Source organism: Gracilibacillus sp. JCM 18860, from assembly GCF_055395245.1.
This window is the reverse complement of the sequence record NZ_AP043868.1, coordinates 3,297,862-3,315,353: the sequence shown is the minus strand read 5'-3', so window position 1 is coordinate 3,315,353 and position 17,492 is coordinate 3,297,862. Positions and strand designations below refer to the sequence as shown.

The following is a 17,492-nucleotide window of genomic DNA, read 5'->3' as shown; positions in this document are numbered from 1 at the left end:
TACAGGTGTTTTAATATGGGCAATTTTTAAATCCTGTTAATAACATTAATAGTATAAACATGCAGTGGTTATAGCCAAGTTTATTCGTTAAGATAAAAGCATATCACGAATCAAAGGAGGACATTCTTATGATTAATAATCAAGACGTTCCAAAACGAAAGCTAGGGAACGAAGGGTTGGAAGTTTCCGCTATCGGACATGGTACGATGACCATGCCCGACAACCAATCTTCTGTTGATACAATTCGTGGAGCTTTGGATAATGGTGTCACTTTGTTTGACACCGCAGACCTTTACGGAAATGATGGTTATCTTCAGGCAAGGTTTGGAGATAATGAAAAGCTGTTGGGCAAGGCATTAAAGGGTAGGCGTGATGAAGCTGTGATCGCAACAAAATTTGGGATCACTCATAATCAAGGTTATAAGGGAGATCCGGCTTATGTTAAAAAATCGGTTGACGCCAGCCTGTATAGTCTCGGAGTCGATTACATTGACTTGTACTATCAGCACCGCTACGATCCGAATATTCCTATTGAAGAGACTATGGGTGCTTTAGATGACCTAGTCAAACAAGGCAAAATTCGTTATGTTGGTCTTTCTGAGACTCCAGCTGAAATTATTCGACGCGCACATGCGGTACACCCGATAACCGCAGTGGAGACCGAGTATTCTTTATGGAGTAGAGACGTGGAAGATGAAGTTTTGCCGCTTCTCAAAGAACTAGGGATTGGTCTCGTCCCATACAGTCCACTAGGGAGGGGATTCTTGACAGGTCAGATTAAAAAATTGGAGGATTTATCAGAAGATTACCCACAGGAGCATTATTCTCGTTTTCAAGGTGAAAATTTCACTAAAAATGTAGAATTAGCCTCCCGCATTGAAAAAATGGCTATGCAAAAAGGGTATACGACTGCCCAGCTTGCATTGGCATGGCTCTTGGCACAGGGAGATCAAATCGTCCCAATTCCAGGAACCAAACGGTTGGAACGAGTCAAAGAAAACCTCGAGGCCACCCAAATTTCCCTTACAAATGAAGAGTTGACAGAAATTGAACGTATATCACCGAAGGGAGCAGCCTCTGGGAGCCGGTTCTAGTTGAACTGATTTATTGTTTGAAATGTTTATATAAAATCAAAACAAAAAGGCTTAGGCTATTCTTCTGAAATGTAGCCTAAGCCTATTTCCATAGTTTTCCAATGAAGCGCATGCCTTCCCTATTCCACAATATGACCCGATAATGGAATAATTCTTGATTTTATTGTAACCGTAAAAATCCCTTTGGACAACTCAAATCTAAAGGGTAAAACATCGCATCTTTTTTACAAACGTCGCAATTTTATTTTAAAGCTACAACAGCTCATTAGAAACGATGTCTGTAGGGCTTTACAAATTTATTGGTAAACACAATGGCAATGAGTGATAAATTCCTTGTCATTCAGTGGTAAAAAACATGGCAAGGCTGGTAAGGCAGTAATCAGCTGCTTTTACTGCTTCTTTACCGTAACCTATTCTCCAATACTGATTATGGATGGTATATCCTATTCTTCCCCATTGAAAATCATCTCTAGCTAAAGTTGAAAAATCGACCATACCTAGTGTACACCATCTTCTCTTCTAAACACTCCAAAAACGTGGGCAGTATCTGTAAGTGCTAACTCTTGGTGTTTATCTACTAGACTATCAAACCACTCCCGCGTACGTTCGCTCATATCTATTTTTCCTTTGTCATGGCGATGCTGAGATGGATAACGGTTTTCAAATTCATTTAGCCAATTTTCGTAGTCAGCTTTCTGTAATGGTCTTACTACTAATCTTTCTGTTTCTAAAATATACTCAAATTTTTCTTTCTCCGACTTCAATGTGATATCTACTCTGCATAGACTTTTTCCGTAAAACAAAACCTACTTTATTTCCGTCATTTAGTTTATATGCCATAAGAGATCACACCTTTCATTATGTAATATAAATCTTCTCTATTTAGCCTATTATCTAAATATATTCCCAGAATGATGGTACTCGAATTAATTCGAGTACCATTCTAAAGCATTCCTATACAATATCTTATCGGCAGCTTTTTCATCAAATAAATTTTGAATCAATTCAATGTCTTTGTACTCAAAGGGTCTTTTCGCTCTTGTAGAAGGCAAATCGGTTCCAAACATAAGGGCATCGGGATTAATATCATAAATTGTTTTTAAGGCATTTTCAATATTCAATTCTACACGACCAAAACCAGTGGCTTTCACTCTAATACCTTTATCCACGAGTTTTAATAAATATGGTAATCCATCTTCAGATAATCCTAAATGATCAATTGATATAGCAGGCATTTTTTCAATAGTTGACGAAATATCGGATAAATCCTTCGCATCAATGTAAAGTTCACTATGCCACCCAACCAAATCATAAACTCTTTTAGCAAAGTAATCGAGCTTCGATAAATCTTCTGAACCACCTCGTTTGATATTAAATCGTAAGGCTCTTACACCATGGTTATGTAGGCTAATAATTTCCTCATCAGTTACAGTAACTGGCAATTGTGTAACGCCACAAAATGCCTCTCCCATTTGCTTAAGTGCTTTTAATAAGTAGTTTTGATCAAATCCTTGGAAAGATCCAGACACAATGGCTCCACCTAATACATTTAAATCCGTAGTTTCTTTTTGATAATCTGATACAACATAGCTAGGTGGTGTATATCCATGATTTTCGATAATCGGAAAATCAAAATCAATAATATGAAAATGCGCATCAAAAATCCTCATTAAAATCCCCCTTTCTTGCACAACGTAGATTCTTTTACGAATTACATCTGTTGCTGTCACTACAGATGTCTGTTAATGTAAATTAACCAATTACTCAAAGGAATGAGCAATTGGTTAAATTAAGCGTATCTGGTTCATGCAGCATTAATCTCTACTAAACAAATCCCGAGTATACACCTTCTCCGAAACATCCTTTATATCATCTGTTAGTCGGTTTGCCACGATAACATCCGACATTTCCTTAAACTCTTTAAAATCCTTGATTACTCTCGATCCATAGAATTTTTCTTCCTGCAATACAGGTTCGTACACAACCACTTCAATCCCCTCTGCTTTTATTCGCTTCATCACACCCTGAATAGCAGATTGTCTAAAGTTATCAGAGTTTGTTTTCATCGTGAGACGGTAAATACCAACAATGTTAGGCTTTTTGGCGATAATGCTGTCTGCTACATGGTCCTTTCGTGTTCGATTGGCATCTACGATGGCCTGCATAATATTGTTAGGAACATCCTCGTAATTAGCTAGGAGCTGCTTCGTATCCTTTGGCAGGCAGTAGCCACCATATCCAAACGAAGGGTTATTATAATGGGTCCCAATACGTGGATCTAGACCCACTCCTTCAATGATCTGCTTCGTATTTAAGCCACGGACCTCTGCATAGGTATCTAACTCATTAAAAAATGCAACGCGCATGGCCAAATACGTATTCGCAAATAGTTTAATAGCTTCCGCTTCGGTGGAATCTGTAAATAGGATATCAATCTTTTCCTTAATCGCTGCATCAGCCAATAGATTGGCAAAAACCTTTGCTCGATCAGATTGTTCTCCAACAACGATTCGTGACGGATATAGATTATCATATAATGCCTGTCCTTCGCGTAAAAACTCTGGGGAGAAAATAATATTATTCGTCTTATATTTTTTGCGTAATTCTAGTGTATAGCCAACAGGAATGGTAGATTTAATCACCATTACTGCATCTCGGTTAATGTCGAGCACTGTTTCTATTACATTTTCAACAGATGACGTATCGAAGTAATTCCGGTCTGGATCATAGTTTGTCGGTGTCGATATAATGACAAACTCCGCATCCTGGTAAGCTTTTTGAGCATCAGACGTTGCTACGAGATGGAGAGGTTTTGTCTCTAAAAATTGCTGAATTTCTTCATCTACAATCGGCGATTTCTTGCTGTTAATCATATCTACTTTATCCTGCACAATATCTAGTGCGATTACTTCATTATGCTGTGCTAATAAAACCGCATTCGATAATCCGACATAGCCTGTCCCCGCTACTGCTATTTTCATCATTATCACCTTCACCCTTTTTTATCTTTTAGCTAAAAACCAACCATTTAACAATTCTTCTCGATTATAATAGAATCGTTCTCCATCTTCATGTCTTGTAACACTTCCACCAGAAGCTTCTACAATCGCTTGACCTGCTCCTGTATCCCATTCCATGGTTGGAGCATATCGTGGATAGTAATCCGCTTTTCCTTCCGCTACTAAGCAAAATTTTAGTGAGCTTCCAGATGATACAACGTCCACGTTACCATCTAATTCATTAATAAAATCCTCTGTCTCCTTAGACATATGGGAGCGACTTGCCACTACATGAATGGCATCCTTATCTTTTACACTCGGCAATAGAATGCTTTTTTCTAGTAAATCATCAAGCTTAGTAATCTCTTGCTCTGATGCCCTTTCTAGCTTATAAGCACCTTGTCCTTGCTCTCCAAAGTAGAAAGTATCTAATGCAGGGGCATAAATAACCCCCAATACAGGGTACTTATCATCTATTAATGCAATATTAACAGTAAATTCCCCATTCTTCTTCACAAATTCCTTCGTCCCATCGAGTGGATCCACTAGCCAAAATTGCTTCCACCTCTTTCGTTCTCCATAAGGAATAGCTCTTCCTTCTTCACTTAATACAGGGATGGATGAATCGATTCTAGCCAATCCACTTTCTATCGCTTGATGTGCTCGCTTATCCGCTAGCGTTAACGGGGAGTCATCCTCTTTAAATTCCACATCAAAATCCTGTGCATAAACATCTAATATTTCTTTTCCTGCGTCTAGACACACTTGAAACAAATCGAACATATGATTTTTCATTTTTATGCCCACCTTTATTATGTGATTAAAACCAAACAACATTGACAATACTTACCGTTACAATCATTACTAACAAGCTCAAAGGTGTACCGACTTTGATATAATCGATGAACCGATAGCCTCCAGGTCCATATACAATTAAATTCGTCTGATAACCAATTGGGGTAATAAAACTTGCCGATGCTGCTATCGCAATCGTGACAGCAAATCCCATATAATCTACCCCAAGGCTAGATGCCATTTCAATTCCAATCGGAAGCATCAAGACAGCCGCAGCACTATTGGTGATTAATTCTGTAAAAATATTGGTTAGCAAGTATACGAGTAAAATAAGTACCACTATACCATAAGGCTCGCCTATAGATAGCATACCATCGGCAATCCATTTTGCGAGACCAGATTTTGTCATCGCCATCCCAATCCCAAAAGCACTAGCAATTAATAGCAAAACATGAAATTGAATGTTCTTTTTGGCTTCTTCTGCGGTAATGGTTTTCGTAACGAGCAGGACGAGGACGGCAAGTAGCATTGCCTTGAACATACTTAACCAACCGACCGTCACCATAAAAATCATCAAGAGTAAAACACCTATGGAAAACAGACCTTTCTTTTGATTTCCCTGCAGATTAGAAGGAGTATCTAAAGAGGATACGACATAAAAGTCGGACGATTGCTGATAAGTCCTAATAAAATCAGAACCCGCTAGCAAAAGTAGCACATCCCCGGGGCGTAAAATAATATCGCCTATTTTACTTTTAATTCGCTCATTATTTCGATGGACGGCTATGACACCTGCATCGAATTTGGAGCGGAATTGGGATTGCTTAATTGATTTTGATAGTAAGGATGATTGATGAGAGACCACGGCCTCCACCAATTCTACATGGCTATTTTCTAAATCATCTAATTCTAAATGCGAACCTGTTTCTAGCTGAAGACCTCTCATATGTTGTAGCTCTGCAATCGTGGAAATAAGTCCGGTAAAGATTAATCGATCCCCAGCCTTGATAATCGTTGTCGATTTAACTGGAGAGATACGTTCATTTTCTCGGATGATCTCTACTAAATATAAGCCCTTTAATTCACGCAATCCAGCTTCCTGTACCGATTTATTCACATGAGGGAACTCTTTTTTCACCGTCATTTCGGCCATATATTCCTTCGTATCGGACTGAATTTGATCACGAAAACCACGATTAGATGGCAGCAACTGGTAGCCGACCGTGAGTAGATAAAGAAAGCCAACGATCGTAATCGGAATTCCGACGATAGCTAATTGAAAGAGACTAAAACCTTCTAGATCAAAATCTAATAACATCCCGTGAACAACTAGATTCGTAGAGGTACCCATCAACGTAATCGTTCCACCTAATATCGTAAAATAAGATAAGGGGATTAGAAATTTAGAAGGAGCAATCCCCTTCTCTTCACACCATTTTTTGATCATAGGGGTAAAGGTTACGACAATAGGTGTATTATTGAGAAAAGCAGAAGATAGAGATAACGGGATAAAAAAACGAATCATCGATCCTTTTACATGCTTTCCTTTGTTCAACCACTTTTTCATTATTCGGTCAATGATTCCGTGCTTCTGTACAGCCCCTGCTACGATAAATAGAAGGGCAATCGTCAGCATACCTTGATTGGAAAAACCATTAAAGGCTTCTTCTGGCGTTAATAAGCCTGTTAGCACAAAAATGACTAATGCCGAGAAAACAATGATATCAGGCCTTGCCAATTCTAGTAAAAGTGCCGCAAACATCAATATAATCATAGATAATACAAAAACCATTTCTAGAGTCATCGAAGGAGATCACCCCTTTCGGGCATATGTTTTATCAAAAAAGTTATGTATATCCTAGGAAAGCTACTACCATTTTACTTTTGATAGTAGCTTTCTCTAATGTCTAATCTAAATATTTCATGATCTCTTTTACCACATAATCGGTTGCTTCCTCTAGGGAATACTTACTTGTATCAATTTCTACCTCAGGGTTCTTCGGTGCTTCATATGGACTAGAAATGCCAGTAAAGTTAGGGATCTCTCCTGCCCTTGCCTTCTTATATAATCCTTTGACATCTCGTTTTTCACATTCCTCTAAAGGTGTACTCACATAGATTTCGATATATTCTTCTCCAATGATTTCTCTCGCATTACGACGATCACTTTCATATGGAGAAATAAACGAGGTCAAGGTGATCAGCCCCGCATCATTCATTAGCTTCGCTACCTCTGAAATTCGACGAATATTCTCGACACGATCCTGTTCCTTGAAGCCCAAGTTTTTGTTTAAACCATGGCGGACATTATCTCCATCTAAAAGCATCGTATGATGTCCTGTTGAAACTAAACGTTTCTCTACCTCATTGGCAAGTGTCGATTTACCAGAGCCTGATAAGCCAGTAAACCAAAGGGTAAGAGGCTTTTGACCTTTTTGCTGTGCTCTAATCTCTCGGGTGATATCCGTTTCTTGCCATACCACATTGGTAGAACGACGTAACGAATGCTTAATAACACCACAGGCAGAGGTCATATTGGTCACTCGATCAATCAGAATTAATCCACCTAATGACTCATTATTTTCAAAGGTATCAAATATCATATTTTCGGAAAGGGAAATATCGCACGCTACTAATTCATTTTTAAAGATACGATCTGCAGGAACTTCTTTCCCTGTATTAATATCTATTTTATGCTTAATCGACATAACCGTTCCAGGTAGTAATTTTGTTCCTACCTTCACTAAGTAATTACGCCCTTCCACTAGTTCTGTATCATCCATCCATAGGATCGTTGCGGTGAACATATCGGCAACTTGAATCTGATCAGAGGTAGTCAAGACACAGCCACGAGAGACATCCACCTCTCGATCTAATTGAACCGTCACAGGCTGGCCATACACAGCTTCCTCTGCTTCTTGATCTGTTACAAGGATGCTTTTCACCTTAGCTTTTTCTCTACTCGGGAGAGCAACAATTTCATCCCCGACTTTAATCTTTCCTGCTTCAATTTGCCCTTGGAACCCTCTAAAGGTATGATTCGGGCGGCTAACACGTTGAACAGGTAAGAGGAATTCTTCTTGATCTGCATCATCTGTGACATCGATATCCTCTAAATGAGGTAATAAAGCTTTGCCATCATACCATGGCGTATTCTCTGACTTTTTAGTAATATTATCCCCTTCTGTTGCAGAAACCGGGATAACCTGAATACTTTCTAAATGAAATCCATAGGTTAATTGATGAAAGTCATTTTTAATTTCTTCAAAACGTTTTTGGTCATAGCCAATTAAATCCATTTTATTTACTGCTAATACGATATGCTTAATTCCCATTAATGAACAAATTCGAGCATGACGTTTCGTTTGAGAGATCACACCTTTCGTTGCATCTACGAGAATAACTGCTAAATCAGCAAAGGATGCCCCTACTGCCATATTTCTTGTATATTCCTCATGACCTGGAGTATCGGCCACAATAAAGGAACGGTTGTCTGTCGTGAAGTAGCGATAGGCGACATCTATCGTGATCCCTTGCTCACGCTCTGCCATTAACCCATCTAATAGGAGTGAATAATCAATCTCTCCCCCTCGACTACCAACCTTAGAATCTAGTTCTAAAGCTTTTTCTTGATCTGCAAATAGTAGCTTTGCATCATACAGCATATGTCCAATTAAAGTTGACTTACCATCATCGACACTTCCACATGTAATAAATTTTAGTAAACTTTTCATTCTAGAAATACCCCTCTCTCTTACGACGTTCCATGCTACCAGCAGCTTCTTGATCAATAACCCGACTCGTACGTTCTGATGAAACAGCACCTAATGTCTCGTCGATGATTTCATCTAACGTATCCGCCTCTGATTCAATACCACCAGTAAGAGGGTAACAGCCTAGTGTACGGAAGCGAACCTTTTTCTGTTCAATCTTTTCACCGGGTTCTAATTTCAATCGATCATCATCTACCATCACGATATTTCCATCTCGGTAGACGACTGGTCTTTCCTTTGCGAAATAAAGTGGAACGATATCGATATTTTCTTGGCGAATATACTGCCAAATATCCTTCTCTGTCCAGTTAGAGAGTGGGAAAACACGCATACTTTCACCTTTATTAATTTTGGTATTATATAGCTTCCACATTTCCGGTTTTTGATTTTTCGGATCCCATGCATGATTTTTATTACGGAAGGAGAAGATACGCTCTTTCGCGCGAGATTTTTCCTCATCACGACGCCCTCCACCAAAGGCAGCATCGAATTGGTGCATGTCTAGCGCTTGCTTCAACGCTTGTGTTTTCATGATATCTGTATAGGATGAACCATGATCAAATGGGTTGATTCCTTGCTCTATCCCTTCTTGGTTAATATGTTCAATCATTTCAATACCAAGTTCCTTCGCTTTTCGATCACGAAATTCTATCATTTCTTTGAATTTCCATGTCGTATTAACATGTAAAAAAGGAAATGGTGGTTTCTCCGGATAAAAAGCCTTCATGGCTAGATGTAGCATAACAGAGCTATCTTTACCAATAGAGTAAAGCATTACTGGTTTTTCACACTCTGCGGCTACTTCGCGTATTATGTAGATTGCTTCTGCCTCGAGTTGGTCGAGGTGTGTAAGTTGTGTCAATTTATTTCTGCCTCCTTATTGCGTTTAATTATAAAAATTTTTTATTACCTCAATAACCCTGTACATATCTTCTGCAGTATATCGATGGTCACAAGGGATTGTTAGAATGTTTTCTGATAGGTCGTAAGATTTCGTATATATTTCTTTATTAATATAACTTGGTAATTCCCAATGAATTGGTGGATATATTTTATTTTTTATCAAATGTAATTTTAAGCCTTCACGATTAGAGCTTAAAACCGGAAAACCTAAAGGAACAATATCATCTACGTTGGATAATTGTTCTCCTACCATTTTAATACTATCATTTAAACCTTTTAAACCCTCATAAAGTATTTTGAAATTCCTAATTCTTGCATCCCTTATTTCCTTAATATCTATTCTTTGGAGTATATTTTGTGAATAATTATCTATTTTAGTGACCTTAATCTCATTGTCGTCTAAATCATTCTCTGCATCTTTAAATAACTGCATAAATTTTTCTTTTAACTTTGGTTGCTCAATTTCGTGAACATACGTATTTTTCAATACTTGACCTAAGATTCTATATTGGTGGAAAGTAGACTGCATATCACTCATAAGACTGAACTCTTCTAAATCTATATTCTTATTATTTGAAATAATTATTCCACCTGATGGTAGTGCAAACCATTTACGAATACTACCTATTAATACATCTCCGAAATCTTTCCTTCTTCTATTTAATAGTGTATGGGTAATATCTTCTATAAGAATTAAATCATTATTTGACTTTAAGTCTAAAATTTTCTTTTTAGTCTTTTCGTTAATAGATATATTAAAATAATTATTAACGAAAATTGCCCGAGTATTTTCATTTATTCTACTTTCTAAGTCATCTAAATTTATTGAGAAATCCTTATTAATTTTATAAAATTCTACAACCACATTCATTTCGAGGAATGGTTTAACCATACTTGCACATAAATAGGAAGGTAAAAGAATATGTTTCTTATTATTATCTTGAATTAAACTTATTACTGCTTTTATAGCGCTTCTTCCAGTATTGACTAGTTTATATTTTCTTTCAGATAAGCTAAATAATTCATTTAAATAAAACAAAGAAGGAGAGTTGGCTTTCTTCATTAATGATATGTAATCTAAGTCAAATTCTCCACCGATTTCATTTATCGTATTCATCATAGAAATATCCCTAACTCTGTATCTTTTAAATCATTGTAAATCTTATTAACTATTGATTCATCAAGTTCATTTTTCCAATCATTTACATCTTTCGGACCTTTGTATACACTATAAACATCCTCTTGTTTAATATTAGTTGAGTCTTTAATAAATTCTTTGGTTTGATCACTGAAGTCTAAGTCACAAAACTTGTATAGCTCCATTGATTTACCCAATGGATCCTTCACTAAATCTTCATACTTTAATAAAAATACTCTTTCAGGATATTTATCTTTCATATCTAAGAATAATTTAGCAGCTTCTTTCCATTTATGATAACCAAAGTATTCCTCAGGGCGAAATTCATTTCTGCATTGTCCAAATTCCCATTGTTCATTAAAATCCCATAAATCCTTTTTAAATTCTCTAGGTGCATTTTTCCATGATTTTAAAGAACCACATGGGTTTCTGACAATAAAAACAAATTTTATATTTTCGATATTTTTAAGTAAATGAGGAACTAGGTAATGGTACCTTACCATTTTGGTTACTAGCCATAGAGGCGAATTTGTTTTATCTTTAAACGTAGGGTGAATTCCAGTTTCTTTTTGTTTTATTTGGTCTAAAAACTCATCTGATTTATTGTAAAGTTGTTGATAAAAGTTCAATATATCTGTTTGTGTGCTTTGCAAATTAATTTTATTTTTAAATGTATAGGAAAATAAAGGTTGATACTTATACTTTACTTGAGGTGAACTATCTAGAATTTGACCTAACCACGTAGTCCCAGATCTAGGTACGCCGTGAATCGAAATAATTTGTTTGAAATCCATTTTTTTCACTCCAATTTGTTAATGCCTAAAATTGCAATATATACTATTATTCTAATGTGTAATTACTTAACAGATATCGAATTTCCTTTTTAGAGTTATTCATTAATACATCGATAATGGAAAGATTCGGTACAAAATTATTAGTATTTTGTTCATAAGTTAAATCCTCATTAGTCCTTAAAAAGTTTAACTCTATACCTTTTTCTTCAAAGTACTCTTTTGAATACAACTCTTTTCCACCAATTGCATTAATATAATGATTAGTATCTAGTAACCTATTTATTTCTATAATTCGTTCGGCCCTATTTTCTGAGGACTTTTCCAAATCTGAAGACAGAATAAACTGTGTGTCGATTCCGAGGTAATCAGCTATCATTTTTATACTTCTTGTTATGACATCAGAAATGTTTTGTTCTTGTATATTAACCTGTAGAGATTCTTCAATTAGTGGAAAAACTTCATTGAAATTTGTCGCTTTCCCATAGCTCTCTGTTATAGTTTTAAGGAACTTTTTTCTTTCTTTATTAAAATTTTGATTAAAGTATCTTTCGTTTATATTTTTTTCAAAAGAATCCTTCTTTACACTAAAGGTAAAGGTATATGGACTTTTGTTTACTAAAACTCTATTTCTGTTTATCCATCCCCCTTTCATGTATTGAACATCATCATAAATGACAAATTTATCGACAGCCTGAATCAATTGAAAATAACCTATATAAGGAAATAGATAGGGTTGCATTATGGCTAATTTCATTTATCTGCACTCCTAATCTTAAGTATTAGTTTATCTGGTATTGCTCATCGAAATATTTTTTATACTCTTCATTAATTATTGCTTCCCACCATTTTTTATTTTCTAGGTACCAATTAATAGTATGCTCAATACCGGTATCAAAATGATATTTTGGCTTCCAACCTAGCTTTTCTAGTTTAGTAGGATCTATCGCATAACGTTTATCATGTCCTAAACGATCTTCAACAAATTCAATTAAATCCTCTGATTTACCAAGTGTTCTTATTATCGTCTGAACAACTTCTAAGTTCGTTTTTTCATTGTGCCCACCAATATTATAAACTTCACCAGAGCTTGCTTCATGCATGACTATGTCAATAGCAGAACAATGATCATAAACATGGAGCCAATCGCGTATATTCTTACCATCGCCATAAACTGGAACCTTCTCGTTATTTAGCACTCTAGATATAGTAAGTGGTATTAATTTTTCAGGAAAATGATAAGGACCGTAATTATTGGAGCATCGTGTTATATTCACAGGTAAATTATATGTTTCATGATATGCCCTAACTAAGAAATCCGAAGATGCTTTACTAGCACTGTAAGGACTATTAGGCCGGAGAGGTGTTTCCTCTGTAAAAAAAGTATTCGGATCAAAATCTAATTCTCCGTATACTTCATCTGTAGAAACATGAACAAATTTCTTAACATCCATTTGCTTTGCTGCATCTAATAGAATCTGTGTACCTAATACATTCGTTCGAATAAAGATTTCTGGATCAGAAATTGATCGGTCTACATGACTTTCAGCTGCAAAATGGACCACATAGTCAAATTGCATCTCTTTAAAAATAGACATAATACTTTCGCGGTCTGCTATATCTACTTTAATAAAATGGTAGTTTTTATTATTCTCTATTTCTTTGTGCTTTGTAAGATCACCTGCATATGTCAAGAAATCAAGATTATATATATCATAATCTGGATATTTATCTACCATGTATTGAACAAAATTCCCACCAATAAATCCTGCTCCACCAGTGACTGCGACCTTCATTCAACCTCTCCTTCCAACTTTATTAAATCCATTAGATATTTACCGTAATCGGTTTTCAATAACGGCTTAGCCAATTTCTCGACCTGTTGATCATTGATATAACCTCTACGATAAGCAATCTCTTCAATACAAGAGATATAGAGGCCTTGTCTTTTCTGTACTGCTTCTACAAAATTAGATGCTTCCAACAAGGATTCGTGGGTTCCAGTATCTAGCCATGCTAAACCACGACCAAGTAATCGGACTTTTAATTGGCCATCGTTCATGTACCTTTCTATAACAGAAGTAATTTCTAATTCTCCTCTATCTGAAGGCTCTACTTCTTTTGCATATTGGACAACCTTTGAATCGAAGAAGTAAAGTCCAGGAATTGCATAAGATGATTTTGGGTGTTCAGGTTTTTCCTCTATTGATATAGCATTCTGCTGATCATCTACTTCCACTACCCCATAACGTCTTGGATCCTTAACAAAACAACCGAATATTAAACCACCTTCTCTTATGTTGGCTTCTTTCTGAACGATATTACCAAAGTTAGAACCATAGAAGATATTGTCACCAAGTACTAATGCTACTGGTGATCCCCCAATAAACTCTTCCCCTATAATAAATGCCTCTGCCAAACCTTTTGGTCTCTCTTGAATCTTATATTGAATCTCCAATCCAATTTGACTACCATCCCCAAGTAATTCCTGGAATAATGGTAGGTCTCTTTCAGTTGATATAATCAATACCTCTCTAATCCCTGCAAGCATTAATACTGATAATGGATAGTAAATCATTGGCTTGTCATATATTGGTAACATTTGTTTAGATGTTGCTTGAGTTAAGGGATATAGTCTCGTACCTGAACCTCCAGCTAGGATAATTCCTTTCATTTTGTTCACCTACTTCCTTTACTCAAATTTTTTATAATATCACATATTTGTATCACTTCTTGATCAGATAACTCTCCATAAAATGGCATTGCAAGTACCTGTTCTACCTTTTGATAAGCGGTAGGAAGATTTTCCTTCTGTGCAGTTGGCAATTTTTTATACCATTTAAAATCACTACATAATGGATAAAAATACTTTCTCGTAAACACGTTAAATTCTTTTAATCTTTCATGTAGTGAATCACGACTCATACCAAACTTTTTGTCATCAATTTCTATCACAAAGTATTGGTAACTGCTCTCTTCTTCTTTATGTATAGTAATTATTCGAATACCTGAAATTTTTTCTAAGTGAGTTTCATACAATTGTTTAATCTGATTTCGTCTGTATTTTTCTTCAGGTACAACTTTTAAAACCTCTAAGCCCATTGCAGCTTGTACATCATTTAATTTAGCATTTAATCCAGATAACTCTACAGTTTCCGGATTATCAATTCCAAAGTTTTTTAAAAGATTCAATCTCTTATTTAGACTTTCATCTCTAAATACTAACGCTCCCCCCTCAATCGTATTAAACAGTTTGGTCGCATGGAAACTAAACATTGTCATATCACCATATTCTCCTATAGGGATTCCATTAAGTTTAGTACCAAATACATGAGCACCATCATAGATAACCTTCAAATTATATTTATCAGCAATCTGTTGGATTTCATTAACATTACATGGATTACCAAAAACATGGACCCCAAGTATCGCACTTGTCCGATCAGTGATTAATGACTCAATTTTTTTTGTATCTATATTTAAAGTACTTTCATCAATATCGCAAAAAACAGGTGTTAAACCGTTCCAATCTAATGCTTCTACCGTTGCAGGAAATGTGAATGGGGTTGTAATAACTTCCCCTTCTAAACCTAAAGCCTTTATACCTAATATTAATGCTAAAGTCCCATTATTAAATAGAGAGATATTTTTAACAGATAAGTAATTTTTTAGTTCTTCCATTAATTCTTTATTTTTAGGTCCATTATTCGTGACCCATTTATTTTCCCAGACATCTTCTAGTTGATTATTAATGGAATCTAAATCAGGTAACAGTGGACGTGTAACCATAATAGGGCTATTAAAACTCTTCATCACTGGATTTTCTCCTTCAATCTCTTAAGTTTTCTCTTTAGCTTAATAATTTTACTATTCTTATTAGCTCCAATATCAGATGTCTTATTCTCCCATGGGAAATCGTTGTAGGGAGGTGATTCAATTTTAAGAAATTCACAAAACTTTTTGAATGCATCCTTCTGGCTTATGTTAATTACTAGCAAGTCATCTGGTCTATCTTTAAAATATTCTTTTACTTCAGCGTTATGTTTTTCATAATTACGAATCATAATCTCTTTATCATAAGTATTTTCGTCTGTAATACCATAAATATGTTTATGTACAAGCCAGGGTTGCCCTTTAAATATATATGTAGCATTAATTAGATCTTTTTTAGTAGGTATTCTCTTACCATCAGCAAACTTTTTTGAATGAAATTTAGTAATGGAGTTATACCATTGTTCGCTACTATCCCTTTCTGTTAGTATAAATTTGCTACCTGGAAAAGCTTTGTCTATATGTTTATATGTATCTGGCCAGCTAAATGGGACATCTTGGAATACTTCTGCTGTATTACAGTAGTTAACAATTGATTCAAAATCATGTTCAATATAGTTTATGAGCAATTTTTCTGCATCTCGTTGGTTGCCTACTTTATAATTAAGATCCTTGAAGGCTTTCTCTAGAGAAGTTGTTCCAGTTTTATTTCGTCCAATACAAAATATTTTTGACATCCAATCATTCCTTACAATATATTTTAGTTCTTTCTAGAATTGATCAAACTTATGGCAGATTTAAGTTCCCAGTTATTCATTATAATACTTAATAATATATAAACTAATAAACCACTAATAATTTGTATGGCTAGATTTATAAAAGGGTTGAACACTAGATAACCGCTAAGTGTATTTACAATAATGTATAAGATTACTACAGATAACAGTAATTTCCCCAAGTGGAAGAGTTGTCGTATGAATGTATAATTTATATATCTACTTGTAACATAACAGTGAATAAGTAATGCTATATATGAATTAACAATGGCTATAACTATTAGACCTTCAATACTGAAATCATTATATATACCTATACCTAATAAACTAAAATGGATTGAAACTTTTATTAAAGACAGTATTAAAAAAATATCCGTCCGTCCTATAACATTTAGTACATTTAAATTTAGAGATTGGATCGGATATAATGCGCCAATAATACATAATAATTGAAAAAAAGGTACTACTGGCTCCCATCTTTCCCCCAATAATAATGGAATGAATATCGGAGATGTAACAGCAAGTAATGTAATTAGCGGAAAATGTATAAATCCAGTACTTCTTATTAATCTTTCATATTGCTTGGATAGTTGACTAATATTATCCTTATTTCTACTTAATACTGGATAAGTTACTCGTTGCAATGCTTGTGAAAGAGACTGTGCAGAAATCTCACGTAATTTAGCAGCATTTGTATAATAACCCAACTGCGTTGTAGGAAATACTTTACCAATTACTACGTGATATATATTCTTCTGAATTACATTGATCAAACTAGCCAAAAGTAGTTTATATCCAAAGTTAAAGTATCGCTTAAATAAAATGGTGTTAAAAGTAAAAGAGGGTATCCATCTATTTGTTAGTAATAATAATAACATGGTCAACGTTTGAGCGACTAACTGCTGAGAAACTAAACTCCAGACTCCTGCACCTAAAAACGCTAATAAAACGGCAATTATTCCTGAAGTAATATTTGAAATTACCGTAATTTTAGTCTGTGCCTTAAAATCTATATTTCGAACCAGTATTACACGTTGTATAACTGACATTGAATTAATAATAATAACTAACATTAAAACACGCAGAATTAATACTAATTCTGACTCTCCATAGAATAAAGCAATAATTGGTGCTGTAAAAAAAATAATTAAATAAATGAATACAGCAACCACTAGATTAAAGTAAAAAACAGTAGAATAATCCTGCTGTCCAACTTCCTTTTCTCGAATTAATGCCTGATCTAAACCGCTTTGTACTAGTGAAGTTGAAATAGCTACAAATATTGTGATCATTCCAATCAAACCAAAATGTTCAGGTAATAATAATCTAGCCAATACTATTTGGATCAAGATACTTATACCTTGTTTAGATACAAGTTCAGTAAAACTCCAGAATAACCCTATAATAGCAGAATTTGATTTGATTTTATTCTTTTCCATAATACTAAATCCC

15 protein-coding genes and 1 pseudogene are annotated in these 17,492 nt (G+C 35.2%); 1 reads left to right on the top strand and 15 read right to left on the bottom strand.

What is annotated here, in order from left to right; all coding sequences use genetic code 11:
* The first annotated feature begins 128 nt into the window (after positions 1–128).
* Positions 129–1,094, top strand: a complete 966-nt coding sequence (locus tag ACZ5R4_RS16675; RefSeq protein WP_054860246.1) for an aldo/keto reductase — start codon at positions 129–131, stop codon at positions 1,092–1,094.
* Between the two features lie 381 nt (positions 1,095–1,475).
* Here the strand turns inward: ACZ5R4_RS16675 and ACZ5R4_RS16670 are convergent.
* The 15 genes and pseudogenes from ACZ5R4_RS16670 to ACZ5R4_RS16600 all read right to left on the bottom strand — a co-directional run.
* Positions 1,476–1,858, bottom strand: a pseudogene (locus ACZ5R4_RS16670) (GNAT family N-acetyltransferase); the annotation flags it as partial.
* 162 nt (positions 1,859–2,020) lie between these two features.
* Positions 2,021–2,764: an amidohydrolase family protein gene (locus ACZ5R4_RS16665; protein ID WP_054860245.1), complete on the bottom strand. Its 744-nt coding sequence runs from the start codon at positions 2,762–2,764 to the stop codon at positions 2,021–2,023.
* Between the two features lie 144 nt (positions 2,765–2,908).
* Positions 2,909–4,075, bottom strand: a complete 1,167-nt coding sequence (locus ACZ5R4_RS16660; protein WP_464368507.1) for a nucleotide sugar dehydrogenase — start codon at positions 4,073–4,075, stop codon at positions 2,909–2,911.
* Positions 4,076–4,096: 21 nt separating this feature from the next.
* Entirely contained in the window at positions 4,097–4,888 is a 792-nt protein-coding gene (gene cysQ, locus ACZ5R4_RS16655) for a 3'(2'),5'-bisphosphate nucleotidase CysQ (protein WP_464367652.1), read from the bottom strand.
* Positions 4,889–4,913: 25 nt separating this feature from the next.
* Entirely contained in the window at positions 4,914–6,692 is a 1,779-nt protein-coding gene (locus ACZ5R4_RS16650) for an SLC13 family permease (protein ID WP_464367651.1), read from the bottom strand.
* A gap of 103 nt (positions 6,693–6,795) precedes the next feature.
* Positions 6,796–8,622: an adenylyl-sulfate kinase gene (cysC, locus tag ACZ5R4_RS16645; RefSeq protein ID WP_464367650.1), complete on the bottom strand. Its 1,827-nt coding sequence runs from the start codon at positions 8,620–8,622 to the stop codon at positions 6,796–6,798.
* A 1-nt stretch (position 8,623) separates the two neighbouring features.
* Positions 8,624–9,523, bottom strand: coding sequence for a sulfate adenylyltransferase subunit CysD (gene cysD / locus ACZ5R4_RS16640; RefSeq protein WP_054860243.1), 900 nt, complete (start codon positions 9,521–9,523; stop codon positions 8,624–8,626).
* 24 nt (positions 9,524–9,547) lie between these two features.
* Complete coding sequence (locus ACZ5R4_RS16635; protein WP_347835073.1) at positions 9,548–10,681, bottom strand: DegT/DnrJ/EryC1/StrS family aminotransferase; 1,134 nt, start codon at positions 10,679–10,681, stop codon at positions 9,548–9,550.
* The gene (locus tag ACZ5R4_RS16630) at positions 10,681–11,496 is read right to left on the bottom strand and encodes a sulfotransferase (protein ID WP_054860241.1); all 816 of its coding nucleotides are present in this window, start codon (positions 11,494–11,496) and stop codon (positions 10,681–10,683) included. Before ACZ5R4_RS16630 ends, ACZ5R4_RS16635 begins: the two co-directional genes overlap by 1 nt.
* 46 nt (positions 11,497–11,542) lie before the next feature.
* On the bottom strand, positions 11,543–12,250 hold the full coding sequence (locus tag ACZ5R4_RS16625) for a WbqC family protein (protein ID WP_464367649.1): 708 nt from the start codon (positions 12,248–12,250) through the stop codon (positions 11,543–11,545).
* A 25-nt stretch (positions 12,251–12,275) separates the two neighbouring features.
* Positions 12,276–13,289: a dTDP-glucose 4,6-dehydratase gene (gene rfbB, locus ACZ5R4_RS16620; RefSeq protein WP_464367648.1), complete on the bottom strand. Its 1,014-nt coding sequence runs from the start codon at positions 13,287–13,289 to the stop codon at positions 12,276–12,278.
* Complete coding sequence (gene rfbA / locus ACZ5R4_RS16615) at positions 13,286–14,167, bottom strand: glucose-1-phosphate thymidylyltransferase RfbA (RefSeq protein WP_464367647.1); 882 nt, start codon at positions 14,165–14,167, stop codon at positions 13,286–13,288. Before rfbA ends, rfbB begins: the two co-directional genes overlap by 4 nt.
* 5 nt (positions 14,168–14,172) lie before the next feature.
* Positions 14,173–15,306, bottom strand: a complete 1,134-nt coding sequence (locus tag ACZ5R4_RS16610; RefSeq protein WP_464367646.1) for a DegT/DnrJ/EryC1/StrS family aminotransferase — start codon at positions 15,304–15,306, stop codon at positions 14,173–14,175.
* Positions 15,306–16,001 carry a sulfotransferase gene (locus ACZ5R4_RS16605; RefSeq protein ID WP_347835069.1) on the bottom strand — a complete coding sequence of 232 codons (696 nt, stop codon included), beginning with the start codon at positions 15,999–16,001 and terminating at the stop codon, positions 15,306–15,308. The genes ACZ5R4_RS16610 and ACZ5R4_RS16605 overlap by 1 nt, the downstream gene beginning before the upstream one ends.
* Positions 16,002–16,024: 23 nt before the next feature.
* Entirely contained in the window at positions 16,025–17,479 is a 1,455-nt protein-coding gene (locus ACZ5R4_RS16600) for a lipopolysaccharide biosynthesis protein (protein ID WP_464367645.1), read from the bottom strand.
* Positions 17,480–17,492: the final 13 nt, after the last annotated feature.